The organism is Methylobacterium sp. J-118, from assembly GCF_057836565.1.
The window spans coordinates 5,471,738-5,488,245 of record NZ_JBYQFA010000001.1; the positions used below are offsets into that span (position 1 = coordinate 5,471,738).

15 protein-coding genes are annotated in these 16,508 nt (G+C 70.7%); 9 read left to right on the forward strand and 6 right to left on the reverse strand.

The window, feature by feature from the left end; genetic code table 11:
• Positions 1-91 precede the first annotated feature (91 nt).
• The 3 genes from glgX to AC3IF3_RS26670 all read right to left on the reverse strand — a co-directional run bounded on the left by glgX (position 92) and on the right by AC3IF3_RS26670 (position 4,130).
• Positions 92-2,359 carry a glycogen debranching protein GlgX gene (gene glgX, locus AC3IF3_RS26660; protein WP_489230931.1) on the reverse strand — a complete coding sequence of 756 codons (2,268 nt, stop codon included), beginning with the start codon at positions 2,357-2,359 and terminating at the stop codon, positions 92-94.
• 183 nt (positions 2,360-2,542) lie between these two features.
• Positions 2,543-3,253, reverse strand: a complete 711-nt coding sequence (locus AC3IF3_RS26665; RefSeq protein WP_489230932.1) for an NUDIX hydrolase — start codon at positions 3,251-3,253, stop codon at positions 2,543-2,545.
• Positions 3,246-4,130 carry a PhzF family phenazine biosynthesis protein gene (locus AC3IF3_RS26670; protein WP_489230934.1) on the reverse strand — a complete coding sequence of 295 codons (885 nt, stop codon included), beginning with the start codon at positions 4,128-4,130 and terminating at the stop codon, positions 3,246-3,248. Before AC3IF3_RS26670 ends, AC3IF3_RS26665 begins: the two co-directional genes overlap by 8 nt.
• Positions 4,131-4,281: 151 nt before the next feature.
• Between AC3IF3_RS26670 and AC3IF3_RS26675 the strand changes: the two genes are divergently transcribed.
• The gene (locus AC3IF3_RS26675) at positions 4,282-4,761 is read left to right on the forward strand and encodes an OsmC family protein (RefSeq protein ID WP_489230935.1); all 480 of its coding nucleotides are present in this window, start codon (positions 4,282-4,284) and stop codon (positions 4,759-4,761) included.
• Positions 4,762-4,786: 25 nt separating this feature from the next.
• Here the strand turns inward: AC3IF3_RS26675 and pdxY are convergent, their stop codons facing one another.
• Complete coding sequence (gene pdxY / locus AC3IF3_RS26680) at positions 4,787-5,635, reverse strand: pyridoxal kinase PdxY (protein ID WP_243973662.1); 849 nt, start codon at positions 5,633-5,635, stop codon at positions 4,787-4,789.
• A gap of 376 nt (positions 5,636-6,011) precedes the next feature.
• On the opposite strand from pdxY, the gene AC3IF3_RS26685 reads away from it, so the two are divergent.
• From AC3IF3_RS26685 to AC3IF3_RS26705, 5 genes are all read left to right on the forward strand, one after another.
• Positions 6,012-7,391: an HD-GYP domain-containing protein gene (locus AC3IF3_RS26685; RefSeq protein WP_489230936.1), complete on the forward strand. Its 1,380-nt coding sequence runs from the start codon at positions 6,012-6,014 to the stop codon at positions 7,389-7,391.
• Between the two features lie 493 nt (positions 7,392-7,884).
• The gene (locus AC3IF3_RS26690) at positions 7,885-8,406 is read left to right on the forward strand and encodes a DedA family protein (protein WP_243973660.1); all 522 of its coding nucleotides are present in this window, start codon (positions 7,885-7,887) and stop codon (positions 8,404-8,406) included.
• Between the two features lie 33 nt (positions 8,407-8,439).
• On the forward strand, positions 8,440-9,219 hold the full coding sequence (locus AC3IF3_RS26695) for a cobalamin-binding protein (RefSeq protein WP_489230937.1): 780 nt from the start codon (positions 8,440-8,442) through the stop codon (positions 9,217-9,219).
• Positions 9,220-9,305: 86 nt separating this feature from the next.
• Positions 9,306-9,818, forward strand: coding sequence for an MmcB family DNA repair protein (locus tag AC3IF3_RS26700; protein WP_243973658.1), 513 nt, complete (start codon positions 9,306-9,308; stop codon positions 9,816-9,818).
• A gap of 145 nt (positions 9,819-9,963) precedes the next feature.
• The gene (locus tag AC3IF3_RS26705; protein WP_489230938.1) at positions 9,964-11,568 is read left to right on the forward strand and encodes a Na+/H+ antiporter; all 1,605 of its coding nucleotides are present in this window, start codon (positions 9,964-9,966) and stop codon (positions 11,566-11,568) included.
• Between the two features lie 15 nt (positions 11,569-11,583).
• Here AC3IF3_RS26705 and AC3IF3_RS26710 read toward each other — a convergent pair whose 3' ends face one another.
• Positions 11,584-11,856 (reverse strand): hypothetical protein, encoded by a 273-nt coding sequence (locus tag AC3IF3_RS26710; protein WP_243973656.1) that lies wholly within the window; start codon positions 11,854-11,856, stop codon positions 11,584-11,586.
• Positions 11,857-12,005: 149 nt separating this feature from the next.
• A complete protein-coding gene (locus AC3IF3_RS26715) occupies positions 12,006-12,464 on the reverse strand; it encodes a GNAT family N-acetyltransferase (RefSeq protein ID WP_243973655.1) in 459 nt (152 codons plus the stop codon).
• A 146-nt stretch (positions 12,465-12,610) separates the two neighbouring features.
• Between AC3IF3_RS26715 and AC3IF3_RS26720 the strand changes: the two genes are divergently transcribed.
• The 3 genes from AC3IF3_RS26720 to glyS all read left to right on the forward strand — a co-directional run bounded on the left by AC3IF3_RS26720 (position 12,611) and on the right by glyS (position 16,364).
• Positions 12,611-13,519 (forward strand): glycine--tRNA ligase subunit alpha, encoded by a 909-nt coding sequence (locus tag AC3IF3_RS26720; protein ID WP_243973654.1) that lies wholly within the window; start codon positions 12,611-12,613, stop codon positions 13,517-13,519.
• 207 nt (positions 13,520-13,726) lie between these two features.
• On the forward strand, positions 13,727-14,170 hold the full coding sequence (locus AC3IF3_RS26725) for a DUF3828 domain-containing protein (RefSeq protein ID WP_243973653.1): 444 nt from the start codon (positions 13,727-13,729) through the stop codon (positions 14,168-14,170).
• Positions 14,171-14,270: 100 nt separating this feature from the next.
• The gene (glyS, locus tag AC3IF3_RS26730) at positions 14,271-16,364 is read left to right on the forward strand and encodes a glycine--tRNA ligase subunit beta (protein ID WP_489231373.1); all 2,094 of its coding nucleotides are present in this window, start codon (positions 14,271-14,273) and stop codon (positions 16,362-16,364) included.
• Positions 16,365-16,508: the final 144 nt, after the last annotated feature.

A 16,508-nucleotide genomic window follows, 5' to 3' on the forward strand; every position in this document is an offset into this window, starting at 1 on the left:
CGCGGCCTGGGCCGCGCGGTGCCGTGCTGTTAGCCGGGTGCGCCGCCGCGCGCAAGGCGCGGACGGCGTGAAAACCGCCCGGCCTTGGGTCTCAGGCCTCGTCGTCGAGGTGGAAGCGGACATGCTCCACGTTCGCCCGCTCGAAGGCCTGCATCACGTGCTGGTACGAGCGCTCCATGGCGTCGTCGCCGCTGCCGGGGCTGTCCTCGGGCTTAAGCACGAACATCAGCAGCGAGCGCCCGGTCACCGCGTAGCCGGTGCCGAACCGGAAGCTCTCCACGTCCTGGCTGTCGGGCAGGTTCGTGTCGAGGAGCCGCGTCCAGGCCACCCCGCCCACCGATTCCGGCAGCGTGAAGGTCACGAGGTCGTGGTGGGCGTTGAACATGATCAGCAGGGTCGCGTCGCCGCCCCGGCGGTGCAGGCCGGTGGCCTGGGCGCGGCCGTCGAGCTGGACCGCGAAGGCGCGGGCGCCCCCGTCGGTCCAGTTCTCGGGGGTCATCTCGCTCCCGTCCGGGCGCAGCCACGCCACGTCCTTGACGCCGAACTCCTCGTCGTACCGGCCCGTGAGGAACCGCCCGCGGCTCAGGATCGGCAGGGCGTTGCGCAGGATGATCAGGCGCTGGGCGAACTCGGCCAGATCCCGCTCCTCTTCGCCGATCGCCGCCCAGTCGAGCCAGGAGACCTCGTTGTCCTGGCAATAGGCGTTGTTGTTGCCGTTCTGGGTTCGGGCGAACTCGTCACCGGCGAGCAGCATCGGCGTCCCCCGGGACAGGAACAGGGTCGCCAGCATGTTGCGCATCTGGCGCAGCCGCACCGCCCGGATCACCGGATCGTCGGTCGGGCCCTCGGCGCCGTAATTGTACGAGAGGTTGTGGGAGTGGCCGTCGCGATTGCCCTCGCCGTTCGCCTCGTTGTGCTTCTCGTTGTAGGCCACCGTGTCGTGCAGGGTGAAGCCGTCATGGGCGGTGAGGAAGTTCACCGAGGCCCAGGGCTTGCGCCCGCGCTTGTTGAACTTGTCGGCCGAGCCTGCGAGGCGCGCCGCGAGATCCGGCAGCAGCCCGCCGTCCCCCTTCCAGTAGGCACGGACATCGTCGCGGAACCGGTCGTTCCACTCGGCCCAGCCGGGCGGGAAGCCGCCGACCTGATAGCCGCCGGGGCCGCAATCCCACGGCTCGGCGATCAGCTTGACGCCGTTGAGCACCGGGTCCTGCCGGCAGGTGTCGAGGAAGCCGCCGCCCTCGTCGAAGCCGTAGGGCTCGCGGCCGAGGATCGTGGCGAGGTCGAACCGGAAGCCGTCGACCCGCATCTCGGTCGCCCAGTAGCGCAGGGAATCGGTGACGAGTTGCAGCACCCGCGGATGCGACAGGTTGAAGGTGTTCCCGGTGCCGGTATCGTTGATGTAATAGCGCGGCTCGTTGGGCAGCAGCCGGTAGTAGGAGGCGTTGTCGACCCCCTTGAACGACAGGGTCGGGCCCTTCTCGTTGCCCTCTGCGGTGTGGTTGTAGACCACGTCGAGGATCACCTCGAGGCCGGCGCCGTGGAAGCGCGAGACCATCTCCTTGAATTCGGAGAAGGCGAAGTCCGGCACCGCCGCGTAGCGCCTGGCGGGGGTGAAGAACGAGATCGTGTTGTAGCCCCAGTAATTCACCAGCCCCTTCTCCTGCAGGTAATCGTCCTGCACGAAGGAATGGACCGGCAGCAGCTCCACCGAGGTGACGCCGAGGCTCTTGATGTAGTCGAGCACGTCCCGTGTGCCGAGGCCGGCATAGGTGCCGCGCAGCTTTTCCGGCACCCGCGGGTCGAGCTTGGTCATGCCCTTGACGTGGGTCTCGTAGAAGATCGTCTTCTCCCACGGCACGTTCGGCTTGCGGTGCCGGCCCCAGGTGAAGGCCGGATCGATCACCCGGGAGCGGCGGTTGAACGGCGCGCTGTCGCGCTCGTCGAAGGTCAGGTCGTCGCCCGTCTCCATCTGGTAGCCGAACAGGGCCGGGTTCCAGGTGATCGAGCCGACGAGCCCCTTGGCGTAGGGGTCGATCAGCAGCTTGTTGGGGTTGAACCGGTGGCCGGCCTTCGGCTCGTAGGGGCCGTGGACCCGGTAGCCGTAGATCGTGCCCGGGCGGGCATCGGGCAGGTAGCCGTGCCAGATCTCGTCGGTGTATTCGGGCAACTCGATCCGCTCGATCTCGCGCTCGCCGGCATCGTCGAACAGGCAGAGCTCGACCTTGGTGGCGTGGGCCGAGAACAGGGCGAAGTTGACGCCGAGCCCGTCCCAGGTGGCGCCGAGCGGATAGGGTTGGCCTTCCTCGATGCGCGTGCGGGTCGCGCGGGCCTGTGAAGCAGGACGTCGGGAATCGAACATGGACACTCCGGAACGCGACCCGCACGGCCACGTGCCGCTGCGGGGAGCGTCCAGTGAACGTGCCGGCAACTGCGAAGCTCCCGCGATGCCGCAAAAATCCCTGCCGGCGTCGTCCCGTGGGGGCCATGCCGCTACGCGAGGCGAGACCGTTGTCATCGGAGCGGGCGCGGCGCGCGGACGGGCTCAGGCCCGCTTCGGCAGAGCCTGCGCCAGATAGGCCCGCACGAAGCCCGGCATGCGGGCCGGGTCGATCTCCGCGGCGCTCCGCATGACGGCGATCCCGGCGAGTTCCGGCTCGGCCTCGCTCCGGAGGTGGTCCGCGATGCGCGCCGCGATCACCGCGGCCGGCTCCGGGAAGCGCACGGGGCGCAGGAAGGCGAGCTGGTCCTCGCCTTCGAGGAGGATCCACGCCGTCTCGGCCGCCTCCGGCAGTTCGAGGCCGGTCTCCTCGGCGAGTTCCCGGGCGGCGCTGCCGGCGAGGTCGACCGCCGTCCCGCGCACGTCGTCCGGGTCCGGGGTGCCGCAGGGGAAGTAGAGCTGGCCGGCATTGGCCGTGTGGGCGCCCATCGCGCCGAGGAGGACGGCGCCGTCCGCCGTCCAGGGGACGATCGCCGCGAAGGCGTTGCGCACCTGCGGATCGGCGTGCCGGACATGCCGGTAGTAGGTGAAGATGGAATAGCGCGTCGCGAACAGGTCGAGCTGGGCGACCCCGTCGACGATGGCGTGGGCGCAGCACAGGAGGACGGTGCCGTCGAACAGGCCGGGGCTGCGGGCGATCCGGGCCTGCCAATGCGCCGCGATGGCGGCTTCGTGCGCCCGCGGAAAGGCCCAGGCGTGATCCACGAACCGCGCCGTCACGTCGGTGAGGCGCGTGCTGCGAAAACCCTCAGACATGCAGCGTGCCGTCCGAGACGATCACCGCGGCGCCGCCGATCTCCACCGCGCGCAGGGCGCCCGACGCGAGGGTGAGCTGGAGTGCGATCGCGCTCGGCCGGCCCATAACCTCGCCCTGGCGGATCGCCACGTCGTGGGTGCCGTCCCCCATCGCCTCGAACTGCATCAGCACCCCCGCGAAGGCGGCCGCCGCCGCGCCGGTGGCGGGATCCTCCGGGACGCCGAGATCCGGCGCGAACATCCGCACCCGCCAGCTCGCGCCCGTGCCCTCCGGGTCCGGGGCGTAGAGGTAGAGCCCGTCCCCCGGCTCCGGCGCCTGGGCCGGCCGCGCGGCGTCGAGGGCCGCCACCGAGCCGACGGGCACGCAGGTGAAGCGGGGGCCGACCCCGTGGCGGCTCGGCGCGTGCCGGCCCGTGCCGATATCCCGGGGCTCCAGGCCGAGGAGCTGCGCCAGCAGGGCGGGCTCGGGGCCCGGACCGAGATAGTCCGGCAGGACCGGGAGCCTGAACCGCGCCCGTCCGCCGCTGCCATCCGCCAGGGTCTCGACCACGCAGGGCACGACCCCGATCTCCTCCTCCAGGCCGAAGGCCCGGGCATCGCCCCGCGCGGGATCCCGGAGCGCGAGCAGCACCGCGGTGCCCACCGTCGGATGACCGGCGAAGGGCAGCTCCCGGCCGGGGGTGAAGATGCGCAGGCGCGCCCGGTGCCGGGCCTGCGTGGGCGGCAGCACGAACACCGTCTCGGACAGGTTGAACTCCCGGGCGATGGCCTGCATGGCGGCCGCGTCGAGGCCCTCCGCGTCGAGCACCACGGCGAGCGGGTTGCCGGCGAGCCTCTGCGCGGTGAACACGTCGAGGGTGACGAAGCGGCGCGCCATCGTGTCGGACCTTCCGTGTCGCGCGGGCCCGGCGGCGGGACGGCCGCGATTCGAGGGCGGGGCGCGCCTTTGGTACATGGTGCGGCGCGCCGTATCGACCCGGCCCGGGGGCCTGGACGGCGTGCGGACCGAATCTGTCGCGGGGGGATCCATGGGTGAGACGCTGCACCGCTACGCCGTCACGGTGACCTGGACGGGCAATACCGGGACGGGGACCGGCACGTCTGGCGGCTATGCCCGCGCCCACACCCTGTCGGCGCCGGGCAAGCCGCCCATCGCCGGCTCGTCCGATCCGGCCTTCCGGGGCGATCCCGGCCGCTGGAACCCCGAGGAGCTGCTGGTGGCCTCGCTCGCCGCCTGCCACAAGCTCTGGTATCTCGGCCTGTGCGCGCAGGCCGGGATCGTCGTCACCGCCTACGAGGACGCCGCCGAGGGACGCATGACCGAAGAGGCGGGCGGCGCCGGCCAGTTCACCGCGGTCATCCTGCGCCCCCGCGTGACCATCGCGGCGGGTTCGGACCCCGACGCGGCCCTGGCGCTGCACCGGCGCGCGCACGCCCTGTGCTTCATCGCCCGCTCGGTGAACTTTTCCGTGGCCCACGAGCCGACGATCGTGCGGGAGGGGACGTGAGGGCGGATGCGCGCGGTCCCGCGCCTCACACCGCCTCGACCGAGAACACCGCGCTCGGATTCACATATTCCTCCTGCGCGGCCACCGTCAGGATCTCCCGGGACCCCGCCTCGGCGGTGCGCCTGAGCAGGCCGTAGACCGAGGCCGCCGCCGCGCCGAGCGCCGTGGCGGCCGAGCCGGTGCGGGCGTAGTGGACCAGGAACAGGGCCGCGATGCAGTCGCCGGCGCCGTTCACCGCGATGGCGAGCCGCGGGGTGCGGACCCGGAACACCCGGCCCTCCGCCCCGGCCAGCAGGTCGATGCTTTCGGCCGGCGTATCGGCACACAGAGCCGAGGTGACCAGCACCACCCGCGGCCCCCGGGCCTGGAGCGCCGCGATGGCGGCGGCGGCCTCCGGCAGGGTGCGGCTCGGCAGGCCGGTGAGCAGGTCGAGCTCGAACTGGTTGGGGGTGAGGATGTCGGCCACCGGCACGGCACGCTCCCGCAGGAACGCCTCGATCCCCGGCCGCACGTAGACGCCCTCCGCGACGTCGCCGATCACCGGGTCGCAGCAATAGAGCGCTTGGCGGTTGGCGGCCCGGACGGCGGCCACCGCCTCTAGGATCGCCTCCCCGATCGCGGCCGAGCCCATATAGCCCGACAGCACCGCGTCGCAGGTGGGAAACACCCCGCGCTCGCCGATGCCCCGCACCACCTCGCGGATCGCCTCCGCCTCGAAGACCGGGCCGCGCCACGCCCCGTAGCCGGTGTGGTTGGAGAACTGCACCGTGTGGACCGGCCAGACCTCGACCCCGAGCCGCTGCATCGGGAACACCGCCGACGCGTTGCCGACATGCCCGTAGGCGACGTGGGACTGGATCGACAGGACGTTCAACGCGGGTGATTCCCGGTGCCGTGGGGGTGCCGAAGCTGTCGGCGATCCGGGGCGCGGGTGCAAGCGCGGGGGTGCGATGGGCGCGGGGTGGTTTGGCCTCGGCGGTTGGTGACCGTCTCCGATGGTCTGCGACGCGCGGTTCGGCGGCTTTCTGCCCCGGGGCGGCCGGAGCGTCGAGGCGGGCCTCCTCAGTGCCGCTGCCCTACGGCCCTGCCCCGAAGGCACCGCGGTCGTTTGGCCCGGCTGCGATCCGAGTGCGGCTCGTGCGTGCCGTACCGGCTGCGCATTCGTCATCCGGCTCGGACGAAACGGCAACGCTTTTATTAGACTTTGAGAATAATACTACTGCTGAACAGGTCTAGAGTTGGCTACAGCGATGCAGATCGTGGCGGGCGGTAAAGCGGAAGACAAGACGGTCGCGCTCTCCGAAATCCTCGGCGCCCTGAGCCACGCCCTCGATCTGACGGAAGGTCAGCCCGTGGGTCATTGCGTCCGCGCGACGTGGATCGGCTTCCAAATCGGCCGGAAGCTTGATCTGCCTGAGTCGAAGCTCTGGGAGCTCTATCACACGATCATATTGAAGGATCTCGGCTGCTCGAGCAACGCCGCGCGCATTTGCGAGCTCTATCTATCCGATGATCTCAGTTTCAAGCGTGATTTCAAGACAGTGAGCGATAGCCTTCCGAAGGTGCTCGGCTTTGTCTTCTCGCATACGGGCCTGAAGGCCGGTTTGGCCGAACGCTTCCGTGCGGTGCTCAATATCTTGCAGAACGGCGGCTCGATCGTCGACGACCTCATCCAAACCCGCTGTCAGCGCGGTGCCGAGATCGCCCGGCAATTGCGGTTCCCCGCGAGCGTCTGCGAAGCCATCCACACGCTGGATGAGCATTGGAACGGCGCGGGCCGGCCGGACCATCTCGCAGGCCCTGCAATCCCGCTCTACGCACGCGTGGCGCTGCTGGCTCAGGTCGTAGACGTCTTCCACACGACGGCCGGCCCCGCGGCCGCGATCGCCGAGGTGCGGACACGCTCGGGGACATGGTTCGATCCTCAGGTTGTGGCCTGCTTCGAGGCCGTCGCGGCCGAGCCCGGCTTCTGGGAAACCCTGGCCTCGGACGAGGTCGAGGCGGCGGTGCTGGCCCTGGCGCCGCACAGTTCGATCGTCGTGGACGAGGACTACCTCGACGATATCGCCCGTGCCTTCGCCCAGATCATCGATGCCAAAAGCCCGTTCACCTCCGGCCACTCGGAGCGGGTCGCGGTCTACGCCGACATGATCGCGGCCGAACTCGGTTATACGTCGGAACGCCGCCGCTGGCTGAAGCGGGCGGCGCTGCTGCACGATGTCGGCAAACTCGGGGTCTCGAACGCGATCCTCGACAAGAACGGCAAGCTGGACGAGGCGGAGTGGCGGGACATGCGCAATCACGCGTCCCTATCCGAAACCATCCTGACCCGGGTGGCGGCGTTCCACGAGATGGCCCTTGTCGGCGGCGGCCATCACGAACGGCTGGATGGCAAGGGTTATCCGCGCGGGCTTGCAGGGGATGCGATCGCACCCGAGACCCGGATCGTCTCGGTGGCGGACGTGTTGGACGCGCTGACCGCCGACCGTCCCTACCGGGCGGCTATGCCGCTTCAGAAGGCGCTCGGCATCATGCGCGCGGATCTCGGTACGGCGTTCGACCCGGCCTGCTTCGCGGCGCTCGAGCGGGCGCTCGCCGCGATCGAAGGGGATCTGGCTCGGGCGGCCTGAGCCGCGCCGCTGCGATCCCTCCGGACAGATCCTCGATCCGCCGCTTCAGGATGCGGACCTGCTCGGGCGAGGGGGGCGCCTGATCGCCCTTCGCGTAGGCCAGCAGCAGGTAGACGGCGCGATCCACGAGAACGTATGTGAGCACGCGGCCGCCGCCGCGCTTTCCCCGCCCGGCGCGGGGAACCCGAACCTTGCGGATACCGCCGGTCCCGGGAATCAGATCGCCGGCCTGCGGATTGGCCGACAGGTGGTCGACCACCGCATCGCGCTCCGCCTCATCCATCACGCGCTCCGTAGAACGCAGATAGATCTCGGTCTCGACCCCGGTATGGAGCGGCCTCTCCATACCGGGAAGAATAAGCCGATTCCGAAGGTCCGCCCATGGCGGCGCTTCTCACTTGCGCCTCCAGGCAAGCCTAAACCCGAAAAACCCTTGTCCCCCGCCCGCCCCCACCTCAGATGCGTCCGGTCGCCCCGCCGCCCCCCGAGCCCGATGGACATCGAAGCCCTGCGCACCGCGACCCTTGCCTTCGTCGAGGCGCACAAGGTCTGGACGCCGCTGATCGCCGGGGGGCTCGCCTTCTGCGAGTCGATCGCGGTGCTGTCGCTGTTCGTGCCGGCCACCGTGATCCTGATCGGCATCGGCGCCCTGGTCGGCGGCGCCGATCTCGCTTTCTGGCCGGTGGTCCTCGGGGCCGCCTGCGGGGCCGCCCTGGGGGATTGGGTCTCCTACGAGGCCGGGCGCTGGCTCGGGCCGGGGGCCAAGACGAAATGGCCCCTGCGGCGCTATCCCGACCTCACCGCGAAGGCCGAGGCCTTCATCGGGCGCTGGGGCATCGCCGCGGTGGCCCTGGGGCGGTTCTTCGGGCCGGCCCGGGCGCTGGTGCCGCTGCTCGCCGGCATCCTCGGGCTGTCGCGGCTGCCGTTCCAGGCGGCCAACGTCGCCTCGGCGCTGGTCTGGGCCTTCGTGCTGCTCGCCCCCGGGGCCGGGCTGCTCGCGTGGCTCGACCAGTGACTCGGCTCAACCGATGACCCGGCGCGCCCGCTGATGCGCCGCTTCCCGCCGGAGCGCATCGTCTGCCTCACCGAGGAGACCGTCGAGACCCTGTACCTGCTGGGGCAGGAGGACCGGATCGTCGGCGTGTCGGGCTACGCGGTGCGGCCGCCCCGGGTCCGGCGGGAGAAGCCCCGGGTCTCGGCCTTCACCAGCGCCGACATCCCGAAGATCCTGGCGCTGGCGCCGGACCTCGTCCTGGCCTTCTCCGATCTCCAGGCCGAGATCGTGGCCGACCTCGCCCGGGCGGGCATCGCGGTCCACCTGTTCAACCAGCGCGACGTGGCCGGATGCCTCGCCATGGTGCGCACCCTCGGCGCGCTGGTGGGCGTCCCGGAGCGGGCCGAGGCCCTGGCGGCGGGGTTCGCGGCGCGGCTGGCGGAGGCCGAAGCGGCGGCGCGGCACCGCCCGCCCGTGCGCGTCTACTTCGAGGAATGGGACGCGCCGATGATCTCCGGGATCGGCTGGGTCTCCGACCTGATCGGCTATGCCGGCGGCCGGGATGTCTTCCCGGCGCTGAGCCGGCAGCCCGCCGCCCGGGACCGGATCGTCACGCCCGAGCAGGTGGCGGCGGCCGCGCCGGAGGTGATCCTGGCCTCCTGGTGCGGCAAGAAGGTCAATCTCGACCGGATCCGGTCGCGCCCGGGCTGGGCGGCGATCCCGGCTGTGCGCGACGGGCGCATCCACGAGATCAAGGCGCCGCTGATCCTGCAGCCGGGTCCGGCCGCCCTCACCGACGGATTCGACGCGATCCGGGCCTGCCTGGGCGGCTGAGGCCGGGGCGCTGCCGCGCCGCAGGTGACGGATGGCGTCCGGATCGGCAGGATGTCCCGATTCGGCACAGACACACGCCCCGATCGATGTCCGCTTCCCTCAGCCTGCCCGATTCCGCCGCCCCGGCCGTGGAGGCGCTGCTGCCGCCGGACCGGCGCCAGTCGCCCACCGCCCTGCGCATCCAGCGCGGGGTGCGCCGGCTGTTCTCCGAGATGGGCTGCGTCACCCTGCCGGAATTCTCCCTCGTCAACGGCCGCCGGGCCGATGTGATCGCGCTCTGCGGCGCGGGCCGGCTGACCATCGTGGAGATCAAGTCGAGCGTGGCGGATTTCCGCGCCGACCGGAAATGGCCGGATTACCGCGACTTCTGCGACCGCTTCTTCTTCGCGATCCCCGAGGACGTGCCGGAATCCCTGATCCCGGAGGCATGCGGCCTGATCGTCGCCGACGGCTACGGCGCCGGGATCCTCCGGGAGGCCCCGGAGCACCCGCTGAGCGGCGCCCGGCGCAAGGCGGTGACCCTGCGCTTCGCCCACAGCGCCGCGCGCATCCTCCACGCCCTGGCCGATCCGGGTGCGGTGCGCGAGGGCGCGCTCTGAGAGGGGTTTCCAAAGGGCTTGAGCCCTTCGGCGGGGTTCGGGGGCGGAGCCTTCGAGATTTGCAGGGCTTTGCCGTGGACCCGCAAAAGGCCTCGGACCTCTTGAAACCCTGACGTTTCTCGGAAGACCGCGCTATGGCCGATCGATGACGCCCGTCGCCCTGTTCGAAGTGATCCTCGCACTGCTCGGGGCGGCCCTGCTGGTGTCGCTGGCCGCCGGGCGGCTCGGGTTCCCGCCGGCCGCCGCCCTGGTGCTGGGCGGCATGGCGCTCGCGGTGGTGCCGGGCCTGCCGGCCTTCGACCTCGATCCGGACCTGATCATGGTCCTGTTCCTGCCGCCGCTCCTGCTCGCATCGGCCTATTTCACCGTCTGGCGCGATTTCCGCGCGAGCCTCGGCCCGATCCTGTCCCTGTCCCTCGGCGCGGTCCTGTTCACGACCCTGGCGGTCGGGCTCGTCGCCCACGCGGTGGCGCCGGCCCTGCCCTGGGCCGCCTGCTTCGCGCTGGGCGCCATCGTCTCGCCGCCGGATGCCGTGGCCGCCAAGGCGGTGCTCGCCCGCGTCGCCCTGCCCCGCCGGATGATCACGGTCCTGGAGGGCGAGAGCCTCGTCAACGACGCCTCCGGCCTCGTGCTCTACCGCTTCGCCGTGGCGTCCGCTCTGACCGGAAGCTTCAGCGCCTCGGCGGCCGTCGGCAGCTTCGCCTGGCTGGCGGTGGCCGGCGTCGCGATCGGGCTCGCCTGCGGGATGGTGGTGAACGCCGTCGTGCGGCGCCTGCACGACGCCAACGCCGTCACGGTGCTGAGCTTCCTCGCCGCCTACATCGCCTACCTGCTGGCCGAGGAGGTCCACGCCTCCGGAGTGCTCGCCGTGGTGGCCTGCGGCCTGATGATGGGCGGACGCGAGCACGAGACCTTCGACGCCCAGGCCCGCCGCCACGCCGTGGCGGTGTGGGAATTCGTCGTCTTCGTGCTGGAGGCGCTGGTCTTCGTGCTGATCGGGCTGGCGCTCCGCGGCGTGCTGGCGCGGACCGGCGGCGAACTCGGATCGCTCTCGTCCGGGCTGCCGCTGGCGCTCGCCGTCACGGCGGCCTGCGTGGTCGCCCGCCTGCTCTGGGTCTTTCCCGCCGTCTACCTGCGGCGGATCCTGTGGGTCCGGGTGCGGGCGCAGGAACCCGCGCCGAGGCCGGCGGTGCCGCTGATCGTCGGCTGGGCCGGCATGCGCGGGGTGGTGACCCTGGCGGCGGCCCTGGCGCTGCCGGTCGACTTCCCCGGCCGCGACGCGATCCTGGTGGCGTCCTTCGCGGTGATCCTGTTCACCGTGCTGGTGCAGGGGACGACCCTGGGGCCGCTGATCCGTCGGCTCGGCCTCGACCCCGCGGCGCAGCTGCCCGACGGGCAACTCGATGCGCCCATGGCCCGGGTGGTGGTGCACGAGGCGGGGCTCGCCGCCCTGGAGGGATTGGTGCGTCCCGAGACCGGGGGCCTGCAGCACCCGCGCCTCGTCGAGGAGTACCGCCGCCGGGTCCGGGCCGCGTCCCGGGATCGTGACGAGCGCGCGGCGCTCGCGGCCGAGAAGACCGAGCACTTCGCCGCCGCGCTGCTCGCGGTGCGGTCCGGCCGGTCGGCCCTGATCGGCCTGCACCGCGAGAACCGGATCCACAGTTCGGTGCTGCGGCAGCTCGAGACGGAACTCGACCTGGAGGAGCTCCACCTCAAGCGCTTGGCCGGCACCGCGCCGGCCCATGGTTAGTTCGGGGCGCGGCCGTCAGTGGGCGGCGCAGCCATCGGCCGGCTGGCCGTAGCCGCTGTAGACGACCCGCACCTTGCGCAGGCAGGTCGCCTTGGGCGCCGCCGCCACCGGGGCGACCTCCACCGGCTCGACCCGCAGGGTCGCGGCGATCGGCTGATCCTCCGCGGTGGCCAGCGCGCGGCTGGCGCTCATCACGAAGGGCGTGGCGACCAGGGAGGAGATGGCGAGCGCGGCGAGGACGGCGATGTTCTTGCGGCCGAAGGTGTCGATGGTGCGAGCATTGCGCATGGCTGGTCGTCCGATGCATTCGAGTCGGCAGCGCGAAGGTGCCGAGATCCCCTGTTGGACTGATAACTTGGCCGTCAGCTCGGCGGTTCCGGCTTATTGCCCGAAAACCGCCCGGCTTCGGTGTCCCGCCGCACCCGGGGCGTCTGAGCTCAGAAGATCTTGCGGTACTGCACGAAGCCGGATTTCTCCGCGATCCGGTCGTAGAGCAGCATCGCGTCGGTGTTGGTCGCGTGCGTCAGCCAGTGGACGCGGGCGCAGCCCGCCGCTTCGGCGACCGCGTAGACGTGGGCGATCAGCCGCCGGCCGATCCCGAGGCCCCGGGCGCCGTCCGCCACGAACAGGTCCTGCAGGTAGCAATAGTCCCCGACCGTCCAGGCCGAGCGGTGGCGGATGTGGTGGACGAGGCCCAGGGCCTCCGTCCCGCGCCAGGCCAGGGCGCCGTCCACGGGCTCGGCCGGGTCGTTGAGCCGGGCCCAGGTGGTGTCGGTGACCGCCTCCGACAGGTCGACCTTGTAGAAGGCCTGATAGCCCCGCCAGAGCGGCCCCCACGCCGCCCGGTCGCCCGGTCCGATCGGGCGAATCGCGATGCCGGCCGTGTCAGCGTCCATGATGTCCTCCGGGTTCCGTCCGGCGGGATCGGACCATCCTCCGCCCCGGATGCGCAAGCCGGGGCGCCTTGCACCCCCGCCGGCCCGCACTTAAACCGGCGCGCCGGCGGTCCGACCGGCCGCACGATCCCGAGCCGCCGACACCCATGTCCCAAAAGAAATCGTTCCAGGGGCTGATCCTGACGCTTCAGGAATTCTGGGCGGCGCAGGGCTGCGTGATCCTGCAGCCCTACGACATGGAGGTCGGCGCCGGCACGTTCCACCCGGCCACGACCCTGCGGGCGCTCGGGCCCAAGCCCTGGAAGGCGGCCTATGTCCAGCCCTCGCGCCGGCCCAAGGACGGGCGCTACGGCGAGAACCCCAACCGGCTCCAGCACTATTACCAGTTCCAGGTGATCCTGAAGCCGAACCCGCCGAACCTGCAGGAGCTCTATCTCGCCTCGCTCGCCGCCATCGGCGTCGACCAGACGCTCCACGACATCCGCTTCGTCGAGGACGACTGGGAGAGTCCGACGCTCGGCGCCTGGGGCCTCGGCTGGGAGTGCTGGTGCGACGGGATGGAGGTCAGCCAGTTCACCTATTTCCAGCAGGTGGCGGGGTTCGAATGCGCGCCGGTGGCGGGCGAGCTGACCTACGGGCTGGAGCGGCTCGCCATGTACGTGCAGGGCGTCGAGAACATCTACGATCTCGACTTCAACGGCGCCGCGGGCGCCGACCGGGTCACCTACGGCGACGTGTTCCTCCAGGCCGAGCAGGAATATTCCCGCCACAACTTCGAGGCGGCCGACACGGCGATGCTGTTCCGCCAGTTCACCGACGCGGAGGCCGCCTGCCGGTCCTATCTGGACGCGGGCGCGCCGGCCGCAGAGGGCGAGCGCCACCGCATGGCGCAGCCGGCCTACGACCAGTGCATCAAGGCGAGCCACGTCTTCAACCTGCTCGACGCCCGCGGGGTGATCTCGGTCACCGAGCGCCAGAGCTACATCCTGCGGGTGCGGGACCTGGCCAAGGCCTGCGGGGCGGCGTGGCTGAGGACGGCGGCCGGGGGGGCGTGAAGCGGACCCTCGGATTGCACTTTATGAAACGCGCTGACCTCCTCGAATCACCCAGCGGCCGCTTGGTTCCGGCTATCGAGCGTCCAACGGACCGCGGGCCCTGATCGATTCGCCCGCCGGCCCCAACGGAGCCGCTTGAGCCCTCGCGCGTTGCAACCCCCGCCAACCGGCGCGCCCCGGCGCGTCCGCAGACGCGGGAACCGTTCGATGAAAAAGTCCCTCCTCGCCCTCGGCATCCTCGGGCTCGGCCTGGCCCCGGCGCTCGCGGCCGATCCCGGCCCCGAGGCGGTGGTCAAGAAGCTCTACGCCGAGCCGCATCCGAATCATTCCGCGGTGTACTCAAAACGGCTCCAGGGCCTGTTCGACGCCGACGCCAAGCAGGCCAACGGCGCCGCCGGCAACCTCGATTTCGACTACCGCCTCAACGGTGAGCCCCTGAAGCCCGACACGGTCAAGGCCCTGACCTTCAAGGAGGCCACCGAGGGTCAGGACCAGGCCAAGGTCACGGTGGAGCGCAAGGGCGGCGACGGCTCGAAATCCATCGTCTACGACCTCGTGCGCGAGGACGGGAGCTGGAAGGTGTCCGACGCCCACGCGATCGGCGACCGCAAGTGGCAGCTCTCGACCATCCTGAAGGGCGAGGCGCGCTGAGCCCCCGCCCGCGGCCCTCGACAGGCCTGCGGCGCGGCGATATGGCCGCGCCATGCCCGACCTCCTGCTCGAACTCCGCTCGGAAGAGATCCCCGCCCGCATGCAGCGGCGCGCGGCGGAGGATCTGAAGAAACGCGTCACCGACGCGCTGGTCGAGCGCGGCTTCCTCTACGAGGGCGCCAAGGCCTTCTCGACGCCGCGGCGCCTAGCGCTGCACGTGGCCGGCCTGCCCGCCCGCGGCGAGGCCGTGCGCGAGGAGCGGCGCGGCCCGCGGGTCGGCGCCCCCGAGGCGGCGATCCAGGGCTTCCTGAAGGGCGCCGGCCTGGCGCGCCTGGAGGACGCCCAGACAATCACCGACCCGAAGAAGGGCGAATTCTACCTCGCGGTGATCGAGCGCCCGGGCCGTGCGACCCTGGACGTGCTGGCCGAACTCCTGCCCGAGATCATCAAGACCTTCCCCTGGCCGAAATCCATGCGCTGGGGCGCGGCCTCGGCCGAGCCGGGCGCCTTGCGCTGGGTGCGCCCCCTGCAATCGATCGTCGCGACCTTCGGCCCCGAGACCGAGACCCCGGAGGTCGTGCCGTTCACGGTGGGCGGGATCCCGGCCGGGACCGTGACCTACGGCCACCGGTTCCTGGCGCCGGAGCCGATCGAGGTGCGCCGGTTCGACGATTACATCCAGGCCCTGGAGCGGGCGAAGGTCATCCTCGATCCCGACCGGCGCAAGGACGTGATCCTGCACGACGCCCGCGACCTCGCCTTCGCCCGCGGCCTTGATCTCGTGGAGGACGAAGGCCTGCTGGACGAAGTCGCCGGCCTCGTGGAATGGCCGGTGGTGCTGCTGGGCTCCTTCGACGAAGCCTTCCTCGCCATCCCCGCCGAGGCGATCCGCGCGACGATCCGGGCCAACCAGAAGTGTTTCGTGCTGCGGAAAAGCGGCTCGGAGGATCTGGCGCCGGCCTTCATCCTAGTCTCGAACCTCGTGGCCACCGATGGGGGACAGGCCATCACCGCCGGCAACGAGCGGGTGGTCCGCGCGCGCCTGTCGGACGCCAAATTCTTCTGGGACACGGACCGGGCGGTTCCGCTGGAGGACCGGCTGCCGAAGCTCGACGCCATCGTCTTCCACGAGCGAATTGGGAAACAGGGCAAGCGGATCACTCGCATCGCCGCACTCGCGAGGGAATTTGCACCGCTGATTGACGCTGATTCCAAGCAAGCTGAAGATGCCGCCCACCTCGCCAAAGCTGACCTCGTAACCGAGATGGTTGGCGAGTTCCCGGAGCTTCAGGGCCTGATGGGCCGCAAATATGCGGCCCTTCAAGGCAAGCAACCCAGCGTCTGTGCCGCCATCGAAGAGCACTACAAGCCGGTCGGTCCCACCGACCGGGTGCCGAGCGATCCAGTCTCGATCGCAGTGGCACTGGCCGACAAGCTCGATACGCTGGTGAGCTTTTGGTTTATCGATGAAAAGCCGACCGGCAGTAAGGATCCGTACGCGCTTCGAAGGTCCGCCCTCGGTATGATCCGAATCATTATCGAGAATGGATTGCGGCTCAAGCTATCAGAGCACGCATTCGAGGCGTATAAATATTTGGTTCCTGATATCACCGGCGAAGAGACGGAAAGCGAGGCTTTTCCGCGGATCTTCAATTCATCAGATGGCAATCTTCTCGCTTTCTTCGCCGACCGCCTCAAAGTCTACCTCCGCGACCAGGGCGCCCGCCACGATCTGATCGACGCCGTCTTCGCCCTCCCCGGCCAGGACGACCTGCTGATGGTGGTCCGCCGGGTTGAGGCCCTCGGACAATTCCTCGACACCGAGGACGGGAAGAACCTGCTCGCGGGCTACAAGCGCGCGGCCAACATCCTGCGCATCGAGGAGAAGAAGGACGGCCACGCCTACGATTCCGAACCCGACGCCGCCCTCGCGGCCGCCGGCGAGCCGGCGGAGCGGGCGCTCGCCGAGGCCCTGGCCAAGGCGCGGGAGACCGCCTCTGCGGCTGTGGTCCGCGAGGACTTTGCCGGCGCCATGCAGGCGCTCTCGACGCTGCGCGCGCCGGTGGACGCGTTCTTCCAGGACGTGACCGTCAACGCCCCCGATCCGAAGCTCCGCGCGAACCGCCTGCTGCTGCTCAACGCGCTCCGCGCCGCGACGCGCGAGGTGGCGGAGTTCTCGAAGATCGAGGGGTGAGGCACGCCGGTCTCCCTCCCCCCTTTGCGGGGGAGGGTGGCCCCCGGAGGGGGGGCGGGAGAGGGGAGCGACGGTGCAGAAGAGGGCACTTGCCTCTCTTGAAGGCCCCGCCCTTTCTTGAACCCGGGTTCCCCTCTTGCGGGA